This window comes from Burkholderia sp. KBS0801 (assembly GCF_005937855.2).
Lineage (GTDB): Bacteria > Pseudomonadota > Gammaproteobacteria > Burkholderiales > Burkholderiaceae > Burkholderia > Burkholderia ambifaria.
The window spans coordinates 1,909,938-1,933,638 of record NZ_CP042178.1; the positions used below are offsets into that span (position 1 = coordinate 1,909,938).

Sequence of the window (23,701 nt, forward strand, 5' to 3'; positions counted from 1 at the left end):
CGGTGCTCACGCACCCGCGCCTGCCGTCAATCCGTTTCGCGCGACATGTCCGGCCACAGCAGCGGGTTCGGCGAACTGCGCTGGTAGCCGGCTTCATTCATCAACAGGTCGAGCGTGAGGCTCGCGAGATCGTCGGCGAGAGGCTCGAACTCGTAGTCCTTCTCCTGGTAGCCGATCTTGCGATAAGTCTTGCATTCGTCGCACGATTCGGCCTTGATGGCTTCGCTGCCGCCCTCGATCCCGTGGTAAGCGATGCCCTTGGTCGAATCGCAGTGCGAACATTTCGTGCGCACCATGTGCCACTCGGTCGTGCACAGCCCGCACTGCAGGAAACGGTAGCCCTGGAACTGGCCGCCGACGCGCACGACGCTCGCGACCGGATGCGTGCCGCACACGGGGCACAGCCCCGGCTGGTCGAGATACGGGATCTCGGCCGGCGCGATGCGGCTCGCGAGATCGGTCCAGACGACCTGCAGCGCGGCCATCAGGAACGGCGCGGTGGCCGGGTCGACCTCGGCGAAGCGCAGCGCGAGGATCGCCTCGGCCTGCGCATCGAGTTCGGCGGGCGCCATCAGGCGCAGCCGGTCGAGCAGCTTCGCGAGCTGCGGGTTGACGAGCCCGGCGCCTTCGACGCGGTCGAGCAGTTCATACAGCACCGCGCGCCACCGCGGATCGCGCTCGCCGCCGAGCGCCGGCACGAGCGGCATCGAATGCTGCTGTGCACGCGCGATCGCTTCCTTCGACGGCAGCGGCAGCTCGAGCGTCTGCAGCGTCGCATGCTGGGCATCGGCGACCGTGGCCATCAGCCGCAGGTAGCCGCTGATCGGGTTCAGGTCGGCCAGCTTGCGCAGCCGCGCGGCGCGCGCCGAAAACACGGTGGCGCGCTCCGGCAGGCGAAAGCGCGGAATGGCCGAATGATCGAGCGCCGAGATGTCGGTCGGTTCGAGAATGCGTTGTGTCACAAATATGTCTTCCAAATAAGTAAGCGCCGACGAATCGGCGCTTCTGGCGATTCCGGCGGTTGGCGAAACGGTACGCCGCAATCGGCGAACCGTTCCGCTCCGATGCGTTATTTCACGCTTTCACGGAACCACTTCGGGTGATGCTTGCGGGCCCAGCCCAGCGTGACGGTGCCGCGCACCATCGCGCCGATCGAACCCTTCACCCACAACGCCGCGTAAATGTGCACGATGATGCTCACGATCAGCACGAAGGCCGCCACGGCATGCACGACAGCGGCCGCGCGGATCACCCCGATCGGGAAGTAGAACGAGAAGTAGCGCCGCCAGATCACGATCCCCGACAGCAGGAGCAGCAGCAGGCACGCCACCAACGTGAAGAATAGCAGCTTCTGTCCGGCGTTATAGCGCCCGACGGGCGGCAGCCTGTCTTCCCGGTTGGTCACCACGTCGTCGATCTGCCTCAGCCACTGCCGATCGTCCGCGTCGAGCACGTTGTGGTGCCAGAAGCGCACCACGAGAATCGCGAACGACACGAACATCACGAGGCCGATGAATGGATGCAGGATCCGCGTCCACTGGCCGCCGCCGAACAGCGCGGTGAGCCAGAACATCGACGGATGGAACAGCGCGAGCCCGGACAACGCGAGCAGCACGAAGGTGATCGCGGTGATCCAGTGGTTCGTGCGCTCGTTCGCCGTGTAGCGGACGATCAGATTGGGGTCGTCGTGCTTCATTTTGCGTCCTCCTCGATGCGTCGCGCCTCGTCGCGGGCGGCGGCCTCGTCTTCCGCGGTGACCTCGTTCGGACCGACCCGGATGTAGTGGAAGAATCCGGCGAGCGCGGTCAGCGCGATGCCGGCGACCGCGAGCGGCTTCGCGATCCCCTTCCACAGCCTCACCATCGGGCTGATCGACGGATCGTCGGGCAGCCCGTGGTACAGCGACGGTTTATCCGCGTGGTGCAGCACGTACATCACGTGCGTGCCGCCGACGCCCTGCGGGTCGTACAGCCCCGCATGCTCGAAGCCGCGCTCCTTCAGGTCCTCGATCCGCTCGGCCGCGTGCTGCTTCATGTCCTCCTTGGTGCCGAACACGATCGCGCCGGTCGGGCAGGTCTTCACGCAGGCCGGTTCCTGGCCGACCGCGACGCGGTCGGAACAGAGCGTGCACTTGTACGCGCGATGATCCTTCTTCGAAATCCTCGGAACATTGAACGGGCAGCCGGTCACGCAATAGCCGCAACCGATGCAGTTCTCCTCGTGGAAATCGACGATCCCGTTGTTGTACTGCACGATCGCGCCCGGCGACGGACATGCTTTCAGGCAGCCCGGATCCTCGCAGTGCATGCAGCCGTCCTTGCGGATCAGCCATTCGAGGTCGCCGGCCGGGTTCTCGTATTCGGAGAACCGCATCACCGTCCACGAGTGCTCCGTCAGGTCGGCCGGGTTGTCGTACACGCCGACGTTGGTGCCGACCTCGTCGCGCAGGTCGTTCCACTCCATGCATGCCGTCTGGCACGCCTTGCAGCCGATGCACTTCGATACGTCGATCAGCTTCGCGACGCTCCCGGTCACCGGTTCGCGTGCCGTGGGCGGCGGCGTCGTGGTGGCCGAGACGCGCTTGATATCCAGCGATTGCAATGCCATCTCTTTCCCCTTACGCCTTTTCGACCTTCACCAGGAACGACTTGAATTCCGGTGTGTACGAGTTGCCGTCGCCTACGGACGGAGTCAGGGTATTGGCGAGATAGCCGGGCTTCGTCAGACCCTTGAAGCCCCAGTGCAACGGGACGCCGACCGTCTGGACCTTCTTGCCCTCGATCGTCAGCGGCTTGATCCGCTTCGTGACGAGCGCGACCGCGACGATGTAGCCGCGCTTGGACGACACCTTCACGCGATCGCCGTGCGCGACGCCGACTTCCTTCGCGAGGTCCTCGCCGATCTCGACGAATTGCTCGGGCTGGATGATCGAGTTCAGCCGCGCATGCTTGGTCCAGTAGTGGAAATGCTCGGTCAGCCGGTACGTCGTCGCGACGTGCGGGAACTCCGACACCTTCCCGAACGACGCGCGGTCGCCCGGGAACACGCGGGCGGCCGGATTGTTCAGCGCCTGCGGGTTGTTCGGGTGCAGCGGGTTCGCGGCGAGCGGCGTCTCGAACGGCTCGTAGTGCTCGGGGAACGGACCTTCGTTCATCCCCGCGCGGGCGAAGAAGCGCGCGACGCCTTCCGGGTTCATGATGAACGGCCCCATCCCGTTTTCAGGTGGTTCATCCGCCTTGAAGTCCGGTACGTCGGGGCCCTTCCATGCGCTGCCGTTCCAGCCGATCAGCGTGCGGGTCGGATCGAACGGCTTGCCGCTCACGTCGCACGATGCGCGGTTGTACAGGATCCGCCGGTTCGCGGGCCATGCCCACGCCCAGTTCAGCGTCTGGCCGATGCCGGTCGGGTCGGAGTTGTCGCGCCGACCCATCTGGTTGCCGGCCTGCGTCCATGCGCCGCAGAAGATCCAGCAGCCGCTCGCGGTCGTGCCGTCGTCCTTCAGTTGCGCGAACGCGGCGAGCTGCTCGCCCTTCTTCACGAGCGTCTTCGTCGGATCCTTCGGATCGGGGAGATCGGCGAGCGCGCGCCCGTTGAACTCCATCGCGAGCTCCGCAGGCGTCGGGCTTTCCGGGTTCGCATACGGCCAGGTCAGGTTGACGATCGGGTCCGGATACTTGCCGCCGTCCTTCTGGTACATCTTGCGCATGCGCAGGAACAGCCCCGACATGATCTCGAGATCGCTCTTCGCCTCGCCAGGCGGCTCCGCGCCCTTCCAGTGCCATTGCAGCACGCGGCTCGAACTCACGAGCGAGCCGTCTTCCTCCGCGAAGCACGTGGTCGGCAGACGAAACACCTCGGTCTGGATCTTCGACGAGTCGACGTCGTTGTAGTCGCCGTGATGCTTCCAGAACTCGGACGTCTCGGTCGCCAGCGGATCCATGATGACGAGCCACTTCAGCTTCGCGAGCCCGGCGGCCGTCTTCACCTTCGACGGCGCCGCCGCGAGCGGGTTGAAGCCCTGGCAGATGTAGCCGTTCATCTTGCCTTCATTCATCAGCTCGATCGCCTGCAGCAGGTCGTACTGCTTGTCGAGCTTCGGCAGGTAGTCGTAGCCCCAGTTGTTCTCGGCGGTCGCCGCATCGCCCCACCACGACTTCATGAAGCTGACGTGGAAGGCCTTGTAGTTCTTCCAGTAGCTCAGCTGGTTGGGCCGCAGCGGCTGCTGCGTGCGCTTCTTGAGGTAGCCGTCGAAATCCTGTTCGGCCTGCATCGGCAGCGTCATGTAGCCCGGCAGCAGGTTCGACATCAGCCCGAGGTCGGTCAAGCCCTGGATGTTCGAGTGGCCGCGCAGCGCGTTCATCCCGCCGCCGGCGATGCCGATGTTGCCGAGCAGCAGCTGCACCATCGCGCCGGTGCGGATCATCTGCGAGCCGATCGAGTGGTGGGTCCAGCCGAGCGCGTACAGCACCGTGCCGGCGCGGCCGGGAACGGCCGTCGTCGCGAGCATCTCGCACACCTTCAGGAATTTCTCCTTCGGCGTGCCGCACGTCTGCTGGACCATGTCCGGCGTATAGCGCGCGTAATGCTGCTTCATCAGGTTGTACACGCAGCGCGGATGCTGCAGCGTCGGGTCGACCTTCACGAAGCCGTCGTCGCCGCGCTCGTAGTCCCAGCTCGATTTGTCCGGATACGCGTGCTTCTCGGCGTCGTAGCCGGAATAGATGCCGTCGTTGAACGCGAAATCCTCGCGCACGATGAACGAGAAGTCCGTGTAGTTCTTCACGTACTCATGCTGGATCTTGTCGTTCGTCAGCAGATAGTTGATGACGCCGCCCAGGAAGACGATGTCGGTGCCGGTGCGAATCGGCGCGTAGTAGTCGGCCACCGACGCCGTACGCGTAAAGCGCGGGTCGACGACGATCAGCCGCGCCTTGCGGTGCGCCTTCGCCTCCGTTACCCACTTGAAACCGCACGGATGGGCCTCGGCTGCATTGCCGCCCATCACGAGAATCACGTCCGCGTTCTTGATGTCGACCCAATGGTTCGTCATCGCTCCACGGCCAAACGTCGGGGCAAGACCTGCCACCGTCGGGCCATGTCAGACACGCGCCTGATTGTCGAATACGAGCATCCCGAGGCTGCGGACAGCCTTGTGCGTCAGGTAACCGACTTCGTTGCTGCCCGCCGACGCGGCCAGCATGCCGGTGGTCAGCCAGCGGTTGACCTTTGCGCCGTCTTCCGCCGTCTCGACGAAGTTCGCGTCGCGATCGGCCTTCATCAGCTTCGCGATCCGGTCGAGCGCATCGCCCCACGAAATGCGCTCCCACTTGTCCGAGCCCGGCGCCCGGTATTCGGGATGCGTCAGGCGGCTCGGGCTGTGGATAAAATCGATCAGGCTCGCACCCTTCGGGCATAGCGTGCCGCGATTGACGGGATGGTCGGGATCGCCTTCGATATGGATGATGCTCGGCTGCGCGTTCTTCGCGCCGTCACCGAGGCTGTACATCAGGATGCCGCAACCCACTGAACAATAAGGACAGGTGTTGCGGGTTTCGACGGTGCGCGCCAGCTTGTACTGTCGGACTTCGGCAAGCGCCTCGGTCGGAGAAAAGCCCAGCAGGGCAAGACTCGAACCGGCAAGCGACGTGGCCGTCACCTTCAGGAACTGGCGCCGTGACATTTGTAGCATGATGGTCTCGGCGTCTTTGTGGGGTAAGGAGAAACTGAAAGGATTATAGACATTCAGCGCAACTATGATGCAATCCTCGGATCAATACCGATTTGTCTGATCCACCGATGTCCGGCGATCAGCGCGCAACGGAACCGTCATGAAACGACAGATCACATCCGAAGCGACCCGCCTCGCGCAACAGCAGGCCAACTGGGCGCTCAACGCATTCAAGCGTTTCTCTTCCCACCGCTGCTCGGCGATGGCTGCCAGCATCGCGTTCTTTTCGGCGTTCTCGCTCGCGCCGACGCTCGTGATGGTGATCGCCGTGGCCGGCTGGTTCTACGGCGACGAAGCCGCGCGCGGCCAGGTATTCGAGCAGGCCCACCAGCTGATCGGCGACGATGCGGCGGCCAGCATCCAGACGATCGTGCAGAACGCGCATCGCGCGGGCGAGCGCGGCGGCATCGCGACGCTGATCTCGTTCGCGGCGCTCGCGATCGGCGCATCGGCGACCTTCGCATCGCTGAATACTGCGCTGAGCGTGATCTGGCCGAGCACGGAAAACCGCTGGTCGAGCATGCTCGGGCTCGTGCGGGTGCGGCTCATCTCGTTCGGGCTCGTGCTCGGCGTCGCGTTCCTGCTGATCGTGTCGCTCGTGCTCGATACCGTGATCACGTTCATCGGCACATGGCTGCTCGGCGATTCTCCATACGTCGCGATCACCAACGTGCTGCAGCTCGTCGTCGGCGTCGCGGTGCTCGCGGGCGCGTTCGCCGTGCTGATGAAGTTCCTGCCCGACGCGCACGTCGCATGGCACGACGCGGTGATCGGCGGGATCGTCTCCGCGATCCTGTTCTCCGGCGGCAAGAAGCTGTTCGCGCTGTATCTCGCGCGTGCCGGGACGGCCAGTGCGTTCGGTGCGGCCGGATCGTTCGCGGTCCTGCTGATGTGGCTGTACTTCTCGGCGGCCGTGCTGCTGCTCGGCGCGGAATTCGCGGCCGCGCGCGGCGATGCGCATCGCGGCGCACGCAATGCTGCCGCCGTGCCCGCGCCGATGGATCCCACCGCGGATCGCACACGCGAAGACTGACTCTCCACGCCTTGCCTCGCATGCGGCCGCGCGCATCGCGCGCTGCCGGGTGTCCCATCGACTCCCTACGCGACCGCGTTCCTTTTCGCAATCACCCGGCCCTGCCGCGCGTTCACGCGTGTTGATGCGATTTTTGCATCGGCCCGGTTTGGCCGCTGCAATGGCAAACGTTTGCTCGCCTCGATTTCTGCGTGCCACCCCACGAAATTCGCCCTTCCGCTGCCGAGCGCATCGCCCACTGCAACAATCGCGCCGCAACAAATGTCAACTGTTTCAAAAAGAGGAACGGTCGTTGATGTGCTTGATATATATAGACTTTTTCACGCTGTTACCTTTTCGAGACACTTTATTTTTTAAGCTTTCTTGCCTGGATGGCACTGAGCTATTCTCCAATCCGCAACAAATAACGAATGACGAATCACTTGCGTGGAGATACTCAACGATGAAGAAACTCGCTCTCTCGACCCTCTCGCTCGCCCTGCTGGGCGCCGCTGGCGCTGCTCACGCTCAGTCGAGCGTGACGCTGTACGGCGTGATCGACACGTCGATCGCATGGGTTCACGGTAACGACGGTCAAGCCAACAACTCGTGGCAAATGCTGTCGGGCAACCTGCAAGGCAGCCGTTGGGGCCTGAAAGGCGCTGAAGACCTCGGCGGCGGCCTGAAGGCGATCTTCCAGTTGGAAAATGGTTTTGATCCGGGCACGGGCCACCTGAACCAGGGCGGTCGCATGTTCGGTCGCCAGGCATTCGTCGGCCTCCAGAGCGACCAGTACGGTACGCTGACGCTCGGCCGCCAGTACGACCCGCTGGTCGACCTGGTCCAGGCAGTGACGGCTGACAACTACTTCGGCAGCGTGATGGCAACGCCGGGCGACGTCGACAACAACGACAACTCGCTGCGCGTCAGCAACGCAATCAAGTACACGTCGCCGGTCTGGGCAGGCTTCCAGGTCGAAGGCATGTACGCCCTCGGCGGCGTTGCAGGCAAGACGGGTTCGGGCCAGACGTGGTCGGTCGCGGCTGCCTACAACAACGGCCCGGTCGGCGTTGCAGCAGGCTACTTCTACGCAGCCAACCCGTCGCCGACGACGGCTGTCGGCCGCGCAGGCTGGGGCTCGACGACGTCCGACGCGATCTTCGACGGCCCGATCAACTCGGGTTACGCAACGGCGAAGTCGATCGCCATCGCGCAAGTCGCAGGTCAGTACGCACTGGGCCCGGTGACGTTCGGCGTTGGCTATAGCAACGCACAGTACAAGCCGGACGCATTCTCGGGCTTCGGCTCGACCGAGAAGTACAACACGATCCGCGGCTTCGCGACGTACCAGGTCACGCCGCCGCTGCTGCTGGGCCTCGGCTACTCGTACACGAAGGCGAGCGGCGACACGAGCGCGAAGTACCATCAAGTCGGTGTCGGCGCGGACTACTCGCTGTCGAAGCGCACGGACATCTACCTGGTTGGCGCATACCAGCACGCGAGCGGTACGCAGCTCGTCGACGGCGTGCAGCAAAGCGCGCAAGCGTCGATCGCTTCGTACGGCTTCGCCGGCAAGAGCTCGGCCGAACTCGTCGCACTCGGCATCCGTCACAAGTTCTAAGAAGTACGTTTCCGGTGTGCATGGCGTCTTCGACGCCATGCCGCCGAACTGCAAAACCAGTCATCGGCTTCGGCCCTGGCTGGTTTTTTTTCGTCCATTGCAGGCGGCGTCGTGACGGGCTATGACCGCAGCCGGGGCCTTGGGCACGGCAACCGGTCGCGAGCGGCGCCTGGGGCCCGTAGCGCGCGCGGGAAGCCCCTTCGGATGCATGCCGGACACGTCGCGCTGCCGACCCGGATGCGCCGGTTTCCCGATCTCCCGATCTCCCGATCTCCCGATCTCCCGAGATCCCCTGATCCTCCGATGTGAAGCACGTATGCTTCGACATGTCGATTTCGACGCGCTTCATTCGTCGTATCGATGGCGGCATGCAGCTTGCCCCGCCCCTCACCGACAGCAGACAGGAGACGCTCCATGACGATTCAGAAGATCACGCCGTTCCTCTGGTACGCGACGGAAGCCGAAGAAGCCGCGGCCTTCTACACGGACATTTTCCCGAACTCGCGCGTCGTGCGCGTCACGGCGGTGCCCGGCACCAGCGGCACCCGGATGGTCGAGTTCGAACTGTTCGGGCAGCCGTTCACCGCGATGAGCCACCCGCGCACCGAGACGTTCAATCACGCGATCTCGCTGATGGTCAGTTGCGCCGACCAGGCCGAACTCGACCGTTACTGGAGCGCGCTGCTCGAGAACGGCGGCACGGCCGACGGCTGCGGCTGGCTGCGGGACCGCTTCGGCGTGTCGTGGCAGATCGTGCCCGACGCGCTGATCCCGATGATGACCGACCGCGACGAGGTCAAGGCGGCACGTGTGGCCGCGGCCATGATGCAGATGACGAAGTTCGACGTCGCCGCGCTGAAGGCTGCGTACGCGGGCACGGCGGGCTGACGAAGGCAACGGGCGTCGCGCCGCATTCGCGGGGCGCTGGTGCGTTCGGGGTGTGCTTCGGGGTGTGCTTCGGGGTGTGCTTCGGGGTGTGCTTCGGGGTGTGCTTCGGGGTGTGCTTCGGGGTGTGCGGTCGCGGCGTGCGTTCGTGGCGTGCGCGTGGGCCGCGCAATGACCACACGCTTCGACGGATTGCATCGCGCCGCGACGCAATCGCAAGGTCGCGGCCGTTCGTACACCGCTACGTCGACAGCATCGCTTCGACGATCCGTCACGCCCCGCACACGAATGCGGCGACCGGTTCGGGTGACGGCAGTTCATCGGCGCCGTCACCGTGCTGATAGACGGTGCGCGCGGCGACGGAACGGGGCGGCACGCGTCGGGCAAGCGCGCCAGTACCTGCGCCGCCGCGAATTCCTTCGGCGCGATCCTGCCGGTTGCGGCGCTTTACTGGATGCGTGTGTGCGCAAGCACGCCCGCGTATTCGTCGCCGCGCCAGTCCCGCTCGGCATGCCACTGCGCGACAGTGGCCAGCAGCGCGACGACGAAGTCGCGCGCGGGCACCGGCTCGAACCACGCGGCCGCGCGCGGCCCGAGCAGCGCAACGTCGTGCCGCCGGCTCTTCGTCAACAGGATCGCCCGATCGTGGGCGACGCACGGCGGGTCAACGAGGCCCGCGCATAGCTCGCGGCGCAGCCACGCGCCGAACTGGAGCGCGCGTCGCGCCGGATGACACCACGGCACTACGTCGCCATGTCGCCGCGCATGACGATCGTCGCTTCCAGCGCGCGCATGTGCGCAGTGCTCCCCGGCAACGCCGACACATCGAGCACGTCGACCATCAGCGCGCACCACACCGCGCCGCTTCGTCCGGCGATGCCGCAGCCGGTCATCAGCAGGTCGATGTCGCTGCGCGGTTTCACCCGCCGTCGAGCGCTTAGCCGAACAGATGCATCGGCAGCAGCGTCGTGCCGAGATGCCGTTCGATCGCAGCGCACGCGGCGCACGCGGCAGCCTGCTGGCCGGCAACTCGACGGGAACGATCGCCGCGTTCATGACGCGAGACCCGCGCAACGCACAGCGCTGGAAAACTGCGCGCGCCGCTCGCACGTAGCGATCCAGCCATCTGCACGAACAGCCCAAGGCACAGGATGCGCACCAACGTCATGCCGCATCCTCGCACCCCAACCTCGCCCCGCCCGCTTTGCGCAGCGCAATAAAAATCCCCGCACGCTTTCGCGTACGGGGACCGTCGGACATCGCAACGGTCGCCGACTTGCATTCGGCGGCCGTTACGCGGCATTACGCAGCCGCGTCCTTCAGCTTCTTCAGCGCACGTGCCTTCACGCGCACGCTGGCCGGCTTTGCCGGGAACCAGCGCTCTTCGCCCGTGAACGGATCCTTGCCGAAGCGCTTCTTCTTCGCCGGCACGACTTGCGCCGTGATCTTCAGCAGACCCGGCAGCGTGAACTCGCCTGCGCCCTTCTTGTGAACCGAGCCCAGCACGACGTTCTCGAGTGCGGTGAGCACTGCCTTGACCGCCTTCACTTCGACAGCTGCACGCTCAGCGATGTGCGTTGCGAGCGATGCCTTCGTGAACTTGTCCTTCAGCGGCGTCGGAGCAGCCGGTGCTGCCTTCGCGACAGCCTTCTTGGCCACTACTTTCTTCGCGGGCGCAGCCTTTTTTGCAGCCACTTTCTTGGTGGCCGGTGCGGCAGCCTTCTTGGCCACCTTTTTTGCGGAAGTCGCCATGTTTCTCCTACCAGGTGTGGTCGTTGGATACACGAAGCGTGCAACGCGCGCGCTTCAACGCCGGATTCTACAAGCGCCTCGACGCTTCGTGCAGTACTTTTATGCGTTTTCGCGGGGTTTCCCGCAGGTTTTGTTGCGCGCGACCGACTTCATCCGCGGTCGAACGTCAAAAAACACCTTCACGTATACGTCCGAACGCGAATTACGTTCGATATTTGCACACCTATACTGACCTCGCTCAGTGCCCCGGATGTCTTCATGCGCGAAGTCAGATACGTCAAAGGACTCGACGGCCTGCGAGCCATCGCCGTCATCCTCGTTTTCCTGTCCCACAAGGGCCACGTCCTCGCTGTCGACGTGGGCAAGCTCGGTGTGTGGACGTTTTTCTTCATCAGCGGGTTCCTGATCGTCGGCGAACTGCATCGCAACCGTCAGGCGATCGAATGCGGCACGATGGGCCGCCGCCACGCGCTCGCGCTGTTCCTCGCGAAGCGCGCGCTGCGAATCTTTCCCGTCTACTACCTGCTGCTCGCCGCGCTCGCGATCGCGCACGCGCTGTTCTACCAGCGCGGCGTCAATCTCGGGCTCCCGTGGCACGCCGCGTTCCTGTCGAACTACTGGATCGGCGTCGTCAAGGACGGCTGGCCGGGCTCCACGTCGCACTTCTGGAGCCTCGCCGTCGAACAGCAGTTCTATCTGATCGCGCCGCTCACGCTGCTCGCGGTACCGGCCGCGCGCCACGTCGCGCTCGGCGTCGCGGCCGTCGCCCTGTGCGCGCTCGCGCATCTCGCGCTGTACGCGTTCGACGCGTCGCCGGTGCTGATCTACGCGTTTTCCCCGTGGAATTTCGCGCTGATCGCGCTCGGCGGCGTCGGTGCGATTGCGCTCGCCGATCGCGGCCCGACCGTCGTCCGCCGCATTCCGCCCGGCTGGCTCGCGGCCGTCGGCGTCGTGTTCTTCCTCACGCTGCCCGCGTTCACGGCGCTACCGGACATCGCCTCGGGGCTCGTGGATCTCGGGCTGTCCGTGTCGCTCGGCGCGCTGATGCTGTGGATCGTCACCGAGCCCGACCATCCGGCCGTGGCGCTGCTCGACCGGGCGCCGCTCGTCTATCTCGGCACGATCAGCTACGGCTTCTACCTGTTCCACAACCTGATTCCGACACGTTTCGGCGAGATGCCCGCGCTGTTCGCACACGTGCCGATGCCCGGCATCGTCCGGGAAGCGCTGCCCGAACTGCTGCAGTTCGCGCTCGCCGTGCTGCTTGCCCATCTGTCGTGGCGCTATCTGGAACGGCGCCTGCTCGACTTCAAGAAGCCGGTCGCCGCGATGCTGGCCCGCTACTTCGTCACGCGGCCGAGCACGTCGCCGCGCTGAAGGGATCAGTCATCCGGGCGACGCAAGCGGAAAACATGCGTTGGGCCTGCGACGCCGGGCACCGAAACGGTGCGGCCGCCAGCCCCGTTCGTCCGTCGGGGAACTCGCATCACGTCGGCGAATGAAAGTGCCGCTGCGCCAACGTGGCGCTTCGTCGACATCCACCGCGAAGCGACACACCGGCCCAGCATCAACGACGACAATCGCCCCTCGCAACCTTCGCCCCTGAATCCGCGCGCAAGCGGCACGTCAGCGCCGGTTTCATCGCCGCGGCGTCCGGCAGCCAACGCAATGCGCACCATCCACGCGAAAACCGGCTCGCGCGTTACGGCCCACCGGAATCGCCACCAACGCCCCGGTTCGATCCCGCCGAATTCGACCGCGACGACTACCCCGCACCGCGCGTCCGTCGCGCTTCGCCCACACGCAAAAAAGCCCCGGCGCACAAGGCAGCCGGGGCCAACGGAACAACCACCACCTGAAACAGCGGAGCAGCGTGGCTGCTTATGCGACAGCAGCCAGCGCGGGCAGGCAGGTACGCAGGTACGCCTCGAATTCGCGGCTCACTTCCGGATGCTGGAGCGCGAGCTCGACGGTCGCCTTGAGATAACCGATCTTGCTGCCGCAATCGAAACGCGTGCCGAAGTAGCGATACGCGAGCACCTGTTCGTTCGCGAGCAGCGACTGGACGGCGTCGGTCAGCTGCAGTTCGCCGCCGGCGCCCGGCTTGAGCTTGCGCAGATGATCGAAGATCGTCGGCATGAATACGTAGCGGCCGACCACGCCGAGGTTCGACGGCGCGTCTTCCGGCGCCGGCTTCTCGATGATGCCCGACAGCTTGATGATGTCCTCTTCCCACTCGCGACCTTCGACGACGCCGTACGAGCGGCTGTCCTCGCGCGGGATCGTCTCGACCCCGATCACCGAGCTGTGATAGTGGTCGAACACGTCGACGAGCTGCTTGAGCACCGGCTGTTCGCCGTGCAGCAGGTCGTCGGCGAGGATCACCGCGAACGGCTCGCCGTGCACGAGCTTTTCCGCGCACAACACCGCATGGCCGAGGCCGAGCGCTTCCGGCTGGCGCACGTAGAAGCAGTTCACGTGGCTCGGCTTGATGCCGCGCACGAGCTCGAGCAGCTTTTCCTTGCCGCGCGCCTCGAGTTCGGCCTCGATCTCGTAGGACTTGTCGAAGTGATCCTCGATCGCGCGCTTGCTGCGCCCCGTCACGAAGATCATCTCGGTAATACCGGCGTTGATCGCTTCCTCGACCGCGTACTGGATCAGCGGCTTGTCGACGACGGGCAGCATTTCCTTCGGGCTCGCCTTCGTTGCCGGGAGGAACCGCGTGCCGAGACCGGCAACGGGAAACACGGCCCTGGTGACTTTCAACATGTTCGCATCCTGATTGCGTTGACTGCGCCGCGTCGCCCTGCGACCCGGCGCGATTGTTTTCCGAACGGCATATCGAGAATCGACGGCACGGCCAATTCCACTCCGCTCATTTTCGATATGGAACGATTGCCCATGTTTCCGGAATAATAGATAATCCGCTGATTCGGTCGATATTGCCGACCCGATTACCGAAGCAGAAACAAATTACCGATTTTCCGGATACAAATTCTTACGAATCGAATTCCTCGATAAACGGGACGCCGCCCCGCTCGAGACCGGGGCGAATCGGCTCGTTCTGCAGCGCCTCGCGGTACGCCGACAGCACGGCCATGACCAGCAGTACAGCCGCGCTAGCGATCCAATGCATGTCCATCTTGCCGCTCCTTGCTTCAATCAACTGGAGCTTCAAACTATCAGAAAAAAATCCGCAAATAATTGTAGCGGCTGCCAAACCGCTTTCAGAGCCGGCTAAAACCACCATCTGAAATACCATTATTTCGCGGTCGGATTTTTTTATTGATTCGATCGAATTCTTGCGCATTACGATTGGACCATCCCCTTCATCCGTCGCAAGGACTCGAATCGCATGCAAGCTTCCAGCGGATCGCCTTTGACCGCGCCGCCCGTCGCCGACCACAAGGAACACGTGATCGACGCGATGCGCGGGTTCGCGGCGTTGCTCGTCGCCTATTTCCATTGCCGCCAGGTCGTCTGGGTCGGCATGCAGAGCTTCCATCGCGCTTACGGTCATGCGCTCGACCCGAGCGTGATCGTCGGCTACCTGACCTTCCCGTTCGCGTGGGGATCCGCCGGCGTGCCGATCTTCTTCGTGATCAGCGGCTATTGCATCCACCGCAACGCGGCGCTCAAGCTCGCGGCCAACCCCGCGTACCGGCTCGACGCCACGAACTTCTGGGCGCGTCGCTTCGCCCGGATCTACCCGGTGCTGCTCGCCGCGCTGCTGTTCACGCTCGCGATGGATGCGGTCAGCCTGCAGATCGCGCCCGTGAGCCACAAGATCCGCGACGTCGGCCTCACCGCGTTCCTCGTGAACCTGTTCTCGCTGCAGGGCGTCGCCGGCTACACGTACGGGTCGAACGGGGCACTGTGGACGCTGTCGCTCGAAGTGCAGTTCTATGCGATCTACCCGCTGCTGTTCGCGCTGCGCCGGCGCATCGGGATGCCAGCCATCGTGGCGACCGTCGCGCTCGTCAACGTCGCGTCGGCATGGCTGCTCGAACGGCACGACCTGCAGTTCTTCACGTCGTACTGGCTGTCCTGGACGATCGGCGCGTGGATCGCCGACGTGCGCGCGCAGCCGGCACACGGCCCGGCCGCGGTGCCGTCGCGCGCGTGGTACCTCGCGGCCGCCGTGCTGCTGGCCGCGGGCTGCGGCGCGTTCCATATCGGCCAGTACGGCGCGTTCCAGCTGTGGGCGGGCGGCTTCGCGTGCTTCCTGTACCGCGCGCTCGCGTGCCCGCCGCGCCCGACGCCGCTGCTGCGCGTGCTCGGCTGGTTCGGCGACTTCAGCTATTCGCTGTACCTCGTCCACCTGCCGCTGTTCGTCTGCCTCGGTTCGGTGCTGTTCCATTCCGAACTGCAACTGTCGATCTGGCCGTCGTTCGCGTTCATGGCCGCCGCGATTCCGGTCGCCTACGTGTTCTACCGGCTGTTCGAACGCCCGGCGATGATGTGGTCGGCGAGCCTGAAGCCGACGCGCACCGCTCGCGTCGTCGCGCCGGCTCCTGAACAGGCTGCCTGAGCGGCGCCACTCGCACCCTCATCGCCCCCGCCCGGCCTCAGGCTGCGCGGGGCTTTTTCAGGGGCGGGACGGGCGCAGGGATCCATTCACGCGCGGGGTCGCGGCAAGGGTACCCGGTAGCAAGCATCCCAATCGAGCCAGATGGCCGTCAGGGCGGCTGCACTACCGTCGCGTCGCCAACCCCTCGCCAGCTACGCGCCATGACCACACGGCGCCGCTCATGGCGTTCCGTCAAGCGATCATGGCGCGGGCGACAGCCGCGCTCGATGATCCCTGCGCGAGCGCCGCATCACGGCCCCATCCCGACACGCGTCGCCCGACCGCGCGACAAGCGCACGCCCCCCAAAAGCAAAGCCCCCATGCAGCACGACACCGCATGAGGGCTCGTTTCCCGACGCATCGCGCGTCGCAACGCGCCGCGCCTACCGCTTCTTCGCCTTCGCGGCCTTCGCCGTATCCGCGAGAATCTTCTCGACCCGCTCCACATAGGTTTCGGTGCCGAACCGGCGCACCGCGGTCGCCCGCCCGCTCGCGACGAGCCGCTCGCGCAGCGCGGCGTCGTGCTTCAGCCGGCCCAGCGCATCGGCCAGTGCGGCCGCGTTGCCCGGCTCGCAGAGCAGCCCGTTTTCACCATCCTCGATGATCTCCACGACCCCGCCCGCGCGGGCCGCGACCACCGGCCGCCGCGCGAGCATCCCCTCGACGATCACCCGCCCGAACGGCTCCGGCGTGATCGACGTATGCGCGACCACGTCGACCGCCTTCATGCACGCGGCGACATCGCGCTGGAACCCGAGGAAATGGACGCGGCCGTCCATCCCGTGACGCGCGACGATCTCATGCAGTTGCGCCGCATATTCGTCCTCGCCGAACAGCGGGGCGCCGACCAGCACCACGTGCATGTCGGGATGGCGTGCCGCCGCCTCCAGCAGCAGGTGCTGCCCCTTCCAGTGCGCGAGGCGGCTGAACGAGCCGACCAGCCATGCGTGCTCGGGCAGCCCGAAGCGCGCGCGCAGCGCGGCCTGGCTGGCCTGGTCCAGCGCATCGAACGGTTCAGCCGAAATGCCGTTGAACACGACGTCGACGTGCTGCGGCGTGAAGCCCGTCAGCGCGCGGAACGCCTGCGCGGACGCGTCCGAGTTCGCGATCACGCGCGTGACGCCGAACCGCGCGCAGTACTTGATCGCCATCAGTTGCTTGCTGCCGAAATGGTCGCCGCTGACGATGTCGCGCAGGTGCCACACCACCGGCTTGCGCGCGAGCCGCCCGGCCAGCGCCGCGACCACCATCGCGCGCTGCGTGTTCGCGTAGATCACCTCGGCGCGGCGGGCGCGCCGTGCGACGTCGCGCACCAGCCCGGCGAGCCGCTTCAACGCGCCCACCGACACGCCACCCTGCTTGCGCACGCCGGCGAGCGCGCCCTGATCGAGCACGTCGACGCGTGCGCCGATCTCGTCGAGCGCCGCGCGGAACGGGCCGTCGTCGAACAGCAGTACGTCGGCGTTCGCGCGCATGTGCTTCATGATCTCCAGCAGCGACAGCTCCGCCCCGCCGAGCACGCCGCTCTGGTCCAGCACCAGCGTCGCCGGGCCGTGCGCGGCCGGCATCGGCGCGGCGCTGCCGCGCTGCGCGGTCGCGCCGGGCAGCGCGGCCTCCACATAATCGAGAAAACGCCGGCGGAACGTGTCGGCGGAGAAGCGCTCAGCATTCGCACGGCACGCGTGCGGCGTGAAACGCTGCGGCGCGCGCTCGAAATCGTCGACCGCCGCGACGATCGCGTGCGGCGTCTGCTCGTCGAAGAACAGGCCGGTGGGGTTCGCGTGCGAGCGCGGCTCGAGCACGGTTTCGAGCGCACCGCCCTTGCCGTACGCGATCACGGGCGTGCCGCACGCCTGCGCCTCGACCACCGAAATCCCGAAATCCTCCTCGGCCGCGAACACGAACGCCTTCGCGCGGCGCATCCGGTCGTGCAGCACCGCGAACGGCTGGTAGCCCATGATCTCGACGTTCGGGCCGGCCTTCGCGCGGATCTTCTGCATCTCCGGGCCGTCGCCGATCACGACGAGCTTGCGCTCCGGCGTGCGCGAGAAGGCCTCGACGATCAGGTCGATCTTCTTGTACGGCACCATCCGCGACGCGGTCAGGTAGAAATCGTCCTTCACCGCGTTCAGCGAAAAGCCGTCGACGTCGACCGGCGGGAAGATCACCGCCGCGTCGCGGTGATACACCTTGCGGATGCGTCGCGCGATGAACGCGGAGTTCGCGACGAACCCGTCCACCGCGTTCGCGGTGCGCGTGTCCCAGTTGCGGATGTAATGCAGGATCATCCGCGCGAGCAGCGATTTCGGCCCGTGCGTGAGGTTCGACTGTTCCAGATACTGGTGCTGCAGATCCCACGCATAGCGGATCGGCGAATGCACGTAGCTGATGTGCATCTGGTCCGGCCCGGTCAGCACGCCCTTCGCGACCGCATGGCTGCTGGAGATCACGAGGTCGTAGTCCGACACGTCGAGCTGCTCGATCGCGAGCGGCATCAGCGGCAGGTAGCTGCGGTACTTGGTGCGCGCGAACGGCAGTTTCTGGATGAACGAGGTCGTCACCGGCTTGCCGCGCACGAACGCGCGATCGTCGAGAAAATCGACGAGGCTGAACAGGTCCGCGTCGGGAAAGCACGCGACGATCTGTTCGAGCACGCGCTCGGCGCCCGCGTACGTGACGAGCCAGTCGTGGACGATCGCCACGCGCAGCGGACGCGACGCATCGCGTGCGCCCGCCGGCGCGGCCGCTTCGGTCCGGCGCAACGCGGTGGCGCCGGCTTCGGCCACGGCAGCGTCCGCCGCGGCCACGTTCAGGATGGCGTGTTCCGCCAGATCGCGATTCATACGGTTTTCCTCGCATTGAGACGGACGAACAGGTCGCGCACGAGCGCGCGCAGCCCCGGCGTCATCGTGAGCGACCACGCAAGGTTCAGCAGCAGCACGACCGCGCACAGGCCGATCGACTCGCCGAGCCCCGACCACGCTTGCGCGAGAAACAGGCTCGCGAGCAGGAAGGCGAGATGCGCGAGCATGTCGAGCACGATCGCGCGCATCCGGATTGCGGACAGGTAAAGCAGCACGCCGTAGTCGACCAGCGCGCGGGCGGCGACGACCACCGCCGCGCCGATCAGCCCGAAGTGATGAATGCCGAACCACAGGCCGCCGACGAAGAACGGCATCTCGACGAGCCCGGCGAACGCCGCGCGGGCCGGGTTGACCTGCGACTGGATCAGGATGCGCGTGACGCTCGCCTGGCCGACCAGCCATACGCTGATCACCAGCACGCGGCCGACCGGCGCGGAATGCGCGGCGAGATCGGCGCCGACCCACAGCGTGAGGAACGGCGCGAGCGCGAAGATCGCGACGATGCCGACCGGCGTGAACACGCCGTTCAGGAATTCGAGCGACTGGCGCGCGAGCGTGTCGGCGTGATCGCGGCCGACCGCCGACAGGCGCGGGAACAGCGTGCGCACCAGCGCGTTCGGCAGCATGTTCAGGCGCGTGACGAGGTTCTGCGGCACCGTGTAGTAGGTGACGAACTTCGCGCCCATGCCGGCGCCGAGCATCACGCGATCGAGCGTGTCGGCGATCATGCTGGTCGTGCTCGCGATCAGCATCCAGCCGCCGAAGTTGAACAGCCCTTTCGCGGTGCCCCACTGCGGCGGGTCGATGCGCCGGATCCCGAGCACCTTGATGCTCGCGTGACCGAGCATCACCGCCGCGACGAGCCGCGCGACGACCGCGGCCGCCAGCACCGTCTGCAGGTTCGGCGCGATCCACCACGCGGCGGCGAGCGGCAGCAGCTGGAACAGGAACGTGCCGATCGTCTGGTTCGTGTTGAACACGCCGAACCGTTCGGCGCCGTTGATCGCGCCGGCGAACACCCACGACACGTTCGCGAGCGGAATCGCGAGCGCGAGCCACGGCAGCGCGAGATACACCTCGTGCTGCATCGCTGCCGACACCTTCGTGAAATACGCGGTGTAGACGAACGCGCCGAAATAGATCAGCAGGCCGCCCACGATGCCGGTGCCGAGGTTCAGCCAGAACGCGCTCCAGAAGACCCGCGCGCTTTCGTCCGCGTTGCCGCTCGCGAGCGCCTTCGAGATGTGGTTCTGCGCGGCCATGCTCATCCCGAGATCGAGGATTCCGAAATAGCCGATCAGCGTCCACACGAGGCTGACGACGCCATAGCGTTCGACACCCAGCGCGTGGATATAGGCGGGCACCGTCACCAGCGACACGAAGGTCGGCAGGATCAGCCCGATGAAGTTGATCGAAACGTTCTTGAGTATGCCTTTGTCCATGCTTCTGCCTTGTGTGACGGCGACGACGACGGTGCGTCGCGTCACGGTTTCCAGCGATACATCAGCACCTTGCCGCGCGCGTCTTCCTCGACGAACACCAGGTATTCGCCGTTCTCGCGCCGGAACGCGCTGATGCCGAACGGCACGTCGACCCAGCCCGACGCCTTGCCGACCTCGGCGCCCGGGCTCATCACGCCGACTTCCTTGCCGGTTTCCTTGTCATACACGTGGATCTTGCCGACCGGCTCCACCGTGAAGATGTAGCGGCCCTCGACGGTGATCCCGATCAGGTCGAGGATCGGCTTCGCATCGAGCTGCCACGGCAGCGCGACCGTGTAGCGCACAACCGGCGAGCCGGTCGACCACTTGTCGAAACGCACCAGCACGCGGCCGACTTCCTTGTTGATGCCCGGCTGCGGCGGCGCGTCGGCCGTGTAGCCCGTCACGTACAGCGTGTCCGTCTGCGCGTCGTAGATCGAACGGCGCAGCTGCGTGAACGGCTGCGGCATCGGGTAGGTCGTGACCTTGTCGTACGAGTAGATCGGGTTGCCGGCCTTGTCGACGCCGCCGTAGCCGAAGCGATGGATCCCGCGCACGTCGCTCGTGCGCCAGATGTCGCCCTTCGTGTCGACCCACCAGCCCCAGCCGCCCGCCTTCGCCTTGCCGGTCGTGTTGATCGTGAATTCGTCGGCGTCGAGCCGGCCGTTGCCGTTCGCGTCGCGCCACAGCCAGTCGCCGCCCGGCGGCTTGTTCGGCACCTTGTCCACCGGCCGCGCGCGGCCCGCGATCAGGCCCGACGGAATCGCGACCTCGCCGTCGCGCTTCTCGAAGCGGTAGATCTTCAGATGGTCGGCGTACATGTCGGTCAGGTACAGGAACGTGCGGCCGTCGACGCGCCGCGCGAACGGCATGCCGGGATACTGGTCCGTGTGGAACACGGGATCGTCCGGATACTTGAAGCGGTTCGACAGGAATCCGGCGTATTTCCAGTCCTGGCCCGGCGGCTTCGACAGGTCGAGCTCGAAGCGCTTGTTGCCCGTATACACGCTGTTCGGCCGGGCGGGATCGATCCACGCGCCGTCGACGAACAGCAGCCCCTGCACCTGCCAGCGCAGCTTGCCGTCCGGCGTATAGCTCTCGAGCACCGCGCCGAGCCCCGCGCCGATCGTGTCGTGACGCGGCCCGATGCCGTTCATCGACACGTACACGTTGCCCGCGCGATCCACGCCCACGCCCGTCAGCCCGTTGAAGCGCTGCGGCCCCGGGCGTCCCGGCACCGGGCCCGCGAAGATCCCGCCGCGCTCGCCGAGCGTGCCGGACGGCGCATAGCCCTTGCCGCCTTTCGAGAAGATCAGCACTTGCTGGCGCGCACCGTTGTCCGCCACCAGCACGCGTCCTTTCGCATCGACCGCCACGTCCACCGCTTCGGTGCCTTCGGGCAGCGCGGGCGCGTCGTCGAGCTTGCGGCCGTCCGCGCGCACGTGCACGAGATGCGCGGGCCCGCCTATCGTGTCGGTGAGCAGCCACAGCGTGCCGTCGCCGGCCAGCGCGATGCGGCCCGGCTCGTGCGCACTCCACGTGCCCTTCTTCTGCATCGTCTCGGCGTCGTACACGTCGACTTCATCATGCGACGGGTTCGTCGCGAACAGCGTCTTGTCGTCCGCCGCGAGGCCGCCCACTTCGGCCTTCGCCTCGCCCACCTCCGAGCGCGCGGGGGCCGCCACCTCGTTCATCACCATGAAGCTCGCGGCCATCCGCGCGCGGCCGGCATCGGCGCGCCCGCCCGGCGCGACCTGCGGCGCCGCGCGAAACGGCGCCGGCTGCTTCATGTCGCCGATCGTGCGCCGCGAAATGCCGAACCACTGCTTGCCCTTGTCCGGCCAGATGCCGGGCGACTGCAGATGGCCGCGCTCGTTGCCGACGCCGATCGCGACGTACGCGTACTTACCGTTCACCGCGACCGCGTTGCCGCCGAGGTTGCCCCAGCCGTGCGTGCCGCCGGCGAAGCCGAGCATCTTGCCGTCCTGGTAGACGCTCGCCTCGGCGCCGCTCTCGTCCCACGGCGCGTTCGTATACACCTTGCCGTCGGGCGTCACCGCGATCGCGCGAATGTCGATCTGCGTCCAGCTGCCGTCGCCATAGCCGAACGTGTTGCCGATCCACGACGTGGTCGCGGGCAACACGGTTTCAGCCGGGGCGGCGCTCACGGACAGCAGCGCCGCGCATACCGTCATGCCAACCAGAATCAGACGTCGCAATGCGCTCTCCAGACTCGATGCAAACAGCAACGGGGCACCATGGCGGACTGCGTGCCCGGATGCCCTGTCACTAAATGGGTTTCAAACGTCGCGATGCAGGTTACAAGCAAAAATAATCACAAGAAATTTGGAAATATTTGGGGATGTTTCCGCGTGAAATATCGCGCCGGAACAGCGCGAAATAGCCGCCGCGAAGCGGAAATAACGACCGCCTTTCACGAGCCGATCCGTAGAAAATGCCGCTCCGGCACGCCCGACGGAGCGCCCGCGTGCAAACCTTTCATGTCGCGATTGAAACGACCGGTATTTGAAGGTTATCGGCCGGATAAATGACATGCGTTTTTTTGCCGATTTCTTTTCCCTAGAATCGATTTCGATTCAATATTTCATTCAAACGCATGGATTACGTTCACGCATCGGATGCACGGCGCGCCACGGCACCGGCCGCGCGTCGCGAAGGAGCGGCGCGATGACGGGCATCTCGCGCACCGCCGACCTCGCCCCGCCGCAACACGGCCGCATCGTGCAGCTCGACGGGCTGCGCGCGATCGCCGTCGGCGCCGTGTTCCTGCAGCACGCGCTGAAGGCGCCGCTGTGGATGGGCGTCGACCTGTTCTTCGTGCTGAGCGGCCTGCTGATCACGGGCATCCTGCTCGATCGCAAGGCGCGCGGGCAGTCGTACTTCAGCCACTTCTACGCGCGCCGCGTGCGCCGGATCCTGCCGCCGTACGTGCTGCTGCTCGTCGTGTCGACGCTGCTGTTCGGCGCGAGCTGGCTGCCGCACTGGCCGTGGTTCGCGTTCTTCTCGACCAACATCGGGCTGTCGCTCGGCAGCATCGGGCACGACAGCCTGAACGTGCTGTGGTCGCTCGCCGTCGAGGAGCAGTTCTACATCTTCTGGCCGTTCGTCGTGCTGTGGTGTTCGGAGCGCGCGCTGCTGTGGATCGCCGCCGCGCTGATCGTCGCGGCGCCCGTGCTGCGCGCGATCGCGACGCCGTGGTTCGATTCGTTCTGGCCGATCTACTACCTGACGCCGTTCCGAATGGACCTGCTCGCGGCGGGCGCGCTGCTCGCGATCGTGCTGCGCCGCGACCGGCGCGCGCTGGACCCGTTCTATCCGCTCGCGATCGTCGGCGCGCTCGTGTCGCTCGCGATCCTCGGCTGGCTGCACCTGTCGTTCCCGCGTTTTCGCGCGGCGAACACGCCGATCTCGAATGCCGCGCTCTACAGCATCTCGCTGCTGCTGTGCACGTCGATCGTCGTGATCGCGCTGCGCGGACGCGGCCTCGTGCAGCGCGTGCTGACGAACCCGCTGCTCGTGTACGTCGGCGCCGTCAGCTACACCGTCTACCTGATTCACCTGAGCGTGCTGTATGCGCTCTGGCCGCTGCACCTGAACCGCTTCGTCACGGCCGCGCTTGCCCTCGCGATCACGCTCGCCTACGCCACGCTCAGCTGGTACGGCTTCGAGCGACGCCTGACACGCGGCCCGGCGCGCAACACCCTGCCCGCCGCCGCGCGCACGACCGCCTGACTTTCTCAATCCATCGTTTCGACCAGGACATTGCC

Annotated in this window: 16 protein-coding genes and 1 pseudogene; 6 read left to right on the plus strand and 11 right to left on the minus strand. The window is 65.9% G+C overall.

The window, feature by feature from the left end:
- Positions 1-26: 26 nt before the first annotated feature.
- From fdhE to fdnG, 4 genes are all read right to left on the minus strand, one after another.
- Positions 27-962: a formate dehydrogenase accessory protein FdhE gene (fdhE, locus tag FFI87_RS25430; protein WP_186381733.1), complete on the minus strand. Its 936-nt coding sequence runs from the start codon at positions 960-962 to the stop codon at positions 27-29.
- 107 nt (positions 963-1,069) lie between these two features.
- On the minus strand, positions 1,070-1,696 hold the full coding sequence (locus tag FFI87_RS25435) for a formate dehydrogenase subunit gamma (RefSeq protein WP_006754871.1): 627 nt from the start codon (positions 1,694-1,696) through the stop codon (positions 1,070-1,072).
- A complete protein-coding gene (gene fdxH / locus FFI87_RS25440) occupies positions 1,693-2,607 on the minus strand; it encodes a formate dehydrogenase subunit beta (RefSeq protein WP_011658409.1) in 915 nt (304 codons plus the stop codon). Before fdxH ends, FFI87_RS25435 begins: the two co-directional genes overlap by 4 nt.
- A gap of 10 nt (positions 2,608-2,617) precedes the next feature.
- A complete protein-coding gene (gene fdnG, locus FFI87_RS25445; RefSeq protein ID WP_138848600.1) occupies positions 2,618-5,689 on the minus strand; it encodes a formate dehydrogenase-N subunit alpha in 3,072 nt (1,023 codons plus the stop codon).
- A 139-nt stretch (positions 5,690-5,828) separates the two neighbouring features.
- Between fdnG and FFI87_RS25450 the strand changes: the two genes are divergently transcribed.
- The 3 genes from FFI87_RS25450 (at position 5,829) to FFI87_RS25460 (ending at position 9,249) form a co-directional block, all read left to right on the plus strand.
- Positions 5,829-6,761: a YihY/virulence factor BrkB family protein gene (locus FFI87_RS25450; RefSeq protein WP_138848599.1), complete on the plus strand. Its 933-nt coding sequence runs from the start codon at positions 5,829-5,831 to the stop codon at positions 6,759-6,761.
- 442 nt (positions 6,762-7,203) lie between these two features.
- Positions 7,204-8,361, plus strand: coding sequence for a porin (locus FFI87_RS25455; protein ID WP_138848598.1), 1,158 nt, complete (start codon positions 7,204-7,206; stop codon positions 8,359-8,361).
- 414 nt (positions 8,362-8,775) lie between these two features.
- Positions 8,776-9,249: a VOC family protein gene (locus FFI87_RS25460; RefSeq protein ID WP_006754865.1), complete on the plus strand. Its 474-nt coding sequence runs from the start codon at positions 8,776-8,778 to the stop codon at positions 9,247-9,249.
- 268 nt (positions 9,250-9,517) lie between these two features.
- Here FFI87_RS25460 and FFI87_RS35385 read toward each other — a convergent pair.
- Both FFI87_RS35385 and FFI87_RS25475 read right to left on the minus strand, forming a co-directional pair.
- A pseudogene (locus FFI87_RS35385) lies at positions 9,518-10,234 on the minus strand (aminoglycoside adenylyltransferase family protein).
- Between the two features lie 314 nt (positions 10,235-10,548).
- The gene (locus tag FFI87_RS25475) at positions 10,549-10,998 is read right to left on the minus strand and encodes an HU family DNA-binding protein (protein WP_006754477.1); all 450 of its coding nucleotides are present in this window, start codon (positions 10,996-10,998) and stop codon (positions 10,549-10,551) included.
- 258 nt (positions 10,999-11,256) lie between these two features.
- Here FFI87_RS25475 and FFI87_RS25485 point away from each other — a divergent pair, with 258 nt between their 5' ends.
- Positions 11,257-12,375: an acyltransferase family protein gene (locus tag FFI87_RS25485; RefSeq protein ID WP_138848597.1), complete on the plus strand. Its 1,119-nt coding sequence runs from the start codon at positions 11,257-11,259 to the stop codon at positions 12,373-12,375.
- A 504-nt stretch (positions 12,376-12,879) separates the two neighbouring features.
- Here the strand turns inward: FFI87_RS25485 and galU are convergent.
- Together galU and FFI87_RS25495 are read right to left on the minus strand one after the other, a co-directional pair.
- The gene (gene galU, locus FFI87_RS25490; protein WP_006754479.1) at positions 12,880-13,767 is read right to left on the minus strand and encodes a UTP--glucose-1-phosphate uridylyltransferase GalU; all 888 of its coding nucleotides are present in this window, start codon (positions 13,765-13,767) and stop codon (positions 12,880-12,882) included.
- A 229-nt stretch (positions 13,768-13,996) separates the two neighbouring features.
- Positions 13,997-14,308, minus strand: a complete 312-nt coding sequence (locus FFI87_RS25495) for a hypothetical protein (protein WP_138848596.1) — start codon at positions 14,306-14,308, stop codon at positions 13,997-13,999.
- A gap of 45 nt (positions 14,309-14,353) precedes the next feature.
- Here FFI87_RS25495 and FFI87_RS25500 point away from each other — a divergent pair, with 45 nt between their 5' ends.
- Positions 14,354-15,529: an acyltransferase family protein gene (locus FFI87_RS25500; protein ID WP_012365705.1), complete on the plus strand. Its 1,176-nt coding sequence runs from the start codon at positions 14,354-14,356 to the stop codon at positions 15,527-15,529.
- 422 nt (positions 15,530-15,951) lie between these two features.
- Here FFI87_RS25500 and FFI87_RS25505 read toward each other — a convergent pair whose 3' ends face one another.
- From FFI87_RS25505 to FFI87_RS25515, 3 genes are read right to left on the minus strand one after another with little or no spacing between them, the layout of a single operon-like run.
- The gene (locus tag FFI87_RS25505; protein ID WP_186381734.1) at positions 15,952-18,411 is read right to left on the minus strand and encodes a glycosyltransferase family 4 protein; all 2,460 of its coding nucleotides are present in this window, start codon (positions 18,409-18,411) and stop codon (positions 15,952-15,954) included.
- Positions 18,408-19,874: an oligosaccharide flippase family protein gene (locus FFI87_RS25510; RefSeq protein WP_138848594.1), complete on the minus strand. Its 1,467-nt coding sequence runs from the start codon at positions 19,872-19,874 to the stop codon at positions 18,408-18,410. The genes FFI87_RS25505 and FFI87_RS25510 overlap by 4 nt, the downstream gene beginning before the upstream one ends.
- Positions 19,875-19,915: 41 nt before the next feature.
- A complete protein-coding gene (locus FFI87_RS25515) occupies positions 19,916-22,108 on the minus strand; it encodes a hypothetical protein (protein WP_186381763.1) in 2,193 nt (730 codons plus the stop codon).
- Between the two features lie 493 nt (positions 22,109-22,601).
- Between FFI87_RS25515 and FFI87_RS25525 the strand changes: the two genes are divergently transcribed.
- Positions 22,602-23,666, plus strand: coding sequence for an acyltransferase family protein (locus FFI87_RS25525; protein WP_138848591.1), 1,065 nt, complete (start codon positions 22,602-22,604; stop codon positions 23,664-23,666).
- Positions 23,667-23,701 lie beyond the last annotated feature (35 nt).

What these genes read in the sequence shown, in the direction of transcription:
- FFI87_RS25435 (WP_006754871.1), bottom strand. Translation starts at nt 1,696, where the DNA reads ATGAAGCACGACGACCCCAATCTGATCGTCCGCTACACGGCGAACGAG.
- fdxH (WP_011658409.1), bottom strand. Translation starts at nt 2,607, where the DNA reads ATGGCATTGCAATCGCTGGATATCAAGCGCGTCTCGGCCACCACGACG.
- FFI87_RS25450 (WP_138848599.1), top strand. Translation starts at nt 5,829, where the DNA reads ATGAAACGACAGATCACATCCGAAGCGACCCGCCTCGCGCAACAGCAG.
- FFI87_RS25455 (WP_138848598.1), top strand. Translation starts at nt 7,204, where the DNA reads ATGAAGAAACTCGCTCTCTCGACCCTCTCGCTCGCCCTGCTGGGCGCC.
- FFI87_RS25460 (WP_006754865.1), top strand. Translation starts at nt 8,776, where the DNA reads ATGACGATTCAGAAGATCACGCCGTTCCTCTGGTACGCGACGGAAGCC.
- FFI87_RS25475 (WP_006754477.1), bottom strand. Translation starts at nt 10,998, where the DNA reads ATGGCGACTTCCGCAAAAAAGGTGGCCAAGAAGGCTGCCGCACCGGCC.
- FFI87_RS25485 (WP_138848597.1), top strand. Translation starts at nt 11,257, where the DNA reads ATGCGCGAAGTCAGATACGTCAAAGGACTCGACGGCCTGCGAGCCATC.
- galU (WP_006754479.1), bottom strand. Translation starts at nt 13,767, where the DNA reads ATGTTGAAAGTCACCAGGGCCGTGTTTCCCGTTGCCGGTCTCGGCACG.
- FFI87_RS25495 (WP_138848596.1), bottom strand. Translation starts at nt 14,308, where the DNA reads ATGCGCAAGAATTCGATCGAATCAATAAAAAAATCCGACCGCGAAATA.
- FFI87_RS25500 (WP_012365705.1), top strand. Translation starts at nt 14,354, where the DNA reads ATGCAAGCTTCCAGCGGATCGCCTTTGACCGCGCCGCCCGTCGCCGAC.
- FFI87_RS25505 (WP_186381734.1), bottom strand. Translation starts at nt 18,411, where the DNA reads ATGAATCGCGATCTGGCGGAACACGCCATCCTGAACGTGGCCGCGGCG.
- FFI87_RS25510 (WP_138848594.1), bottom strand. Translation starts at nt 19,874, where the DNA reads ATGGACAAAGGCATACTCAAGAACGTTTCGATCAACTTCATCGGGCTG.
- FFI87_RS25515 (WP_186381763.1), bottom strand. Translation starts at nt 22,108, where the DNA reads ATGACGGTATGCGCGGCGCTGCTGTCCGTGAGCGCCGCCCCGGCTGAA.
- FFI87_RS25525 (WP_138848591.1), top strand. Translation starts at nt 22,602, where the DNA reads ATGACGGGCATCTCGCGCACCGCCGACCTCGCCCCGCCGCAACACGGC.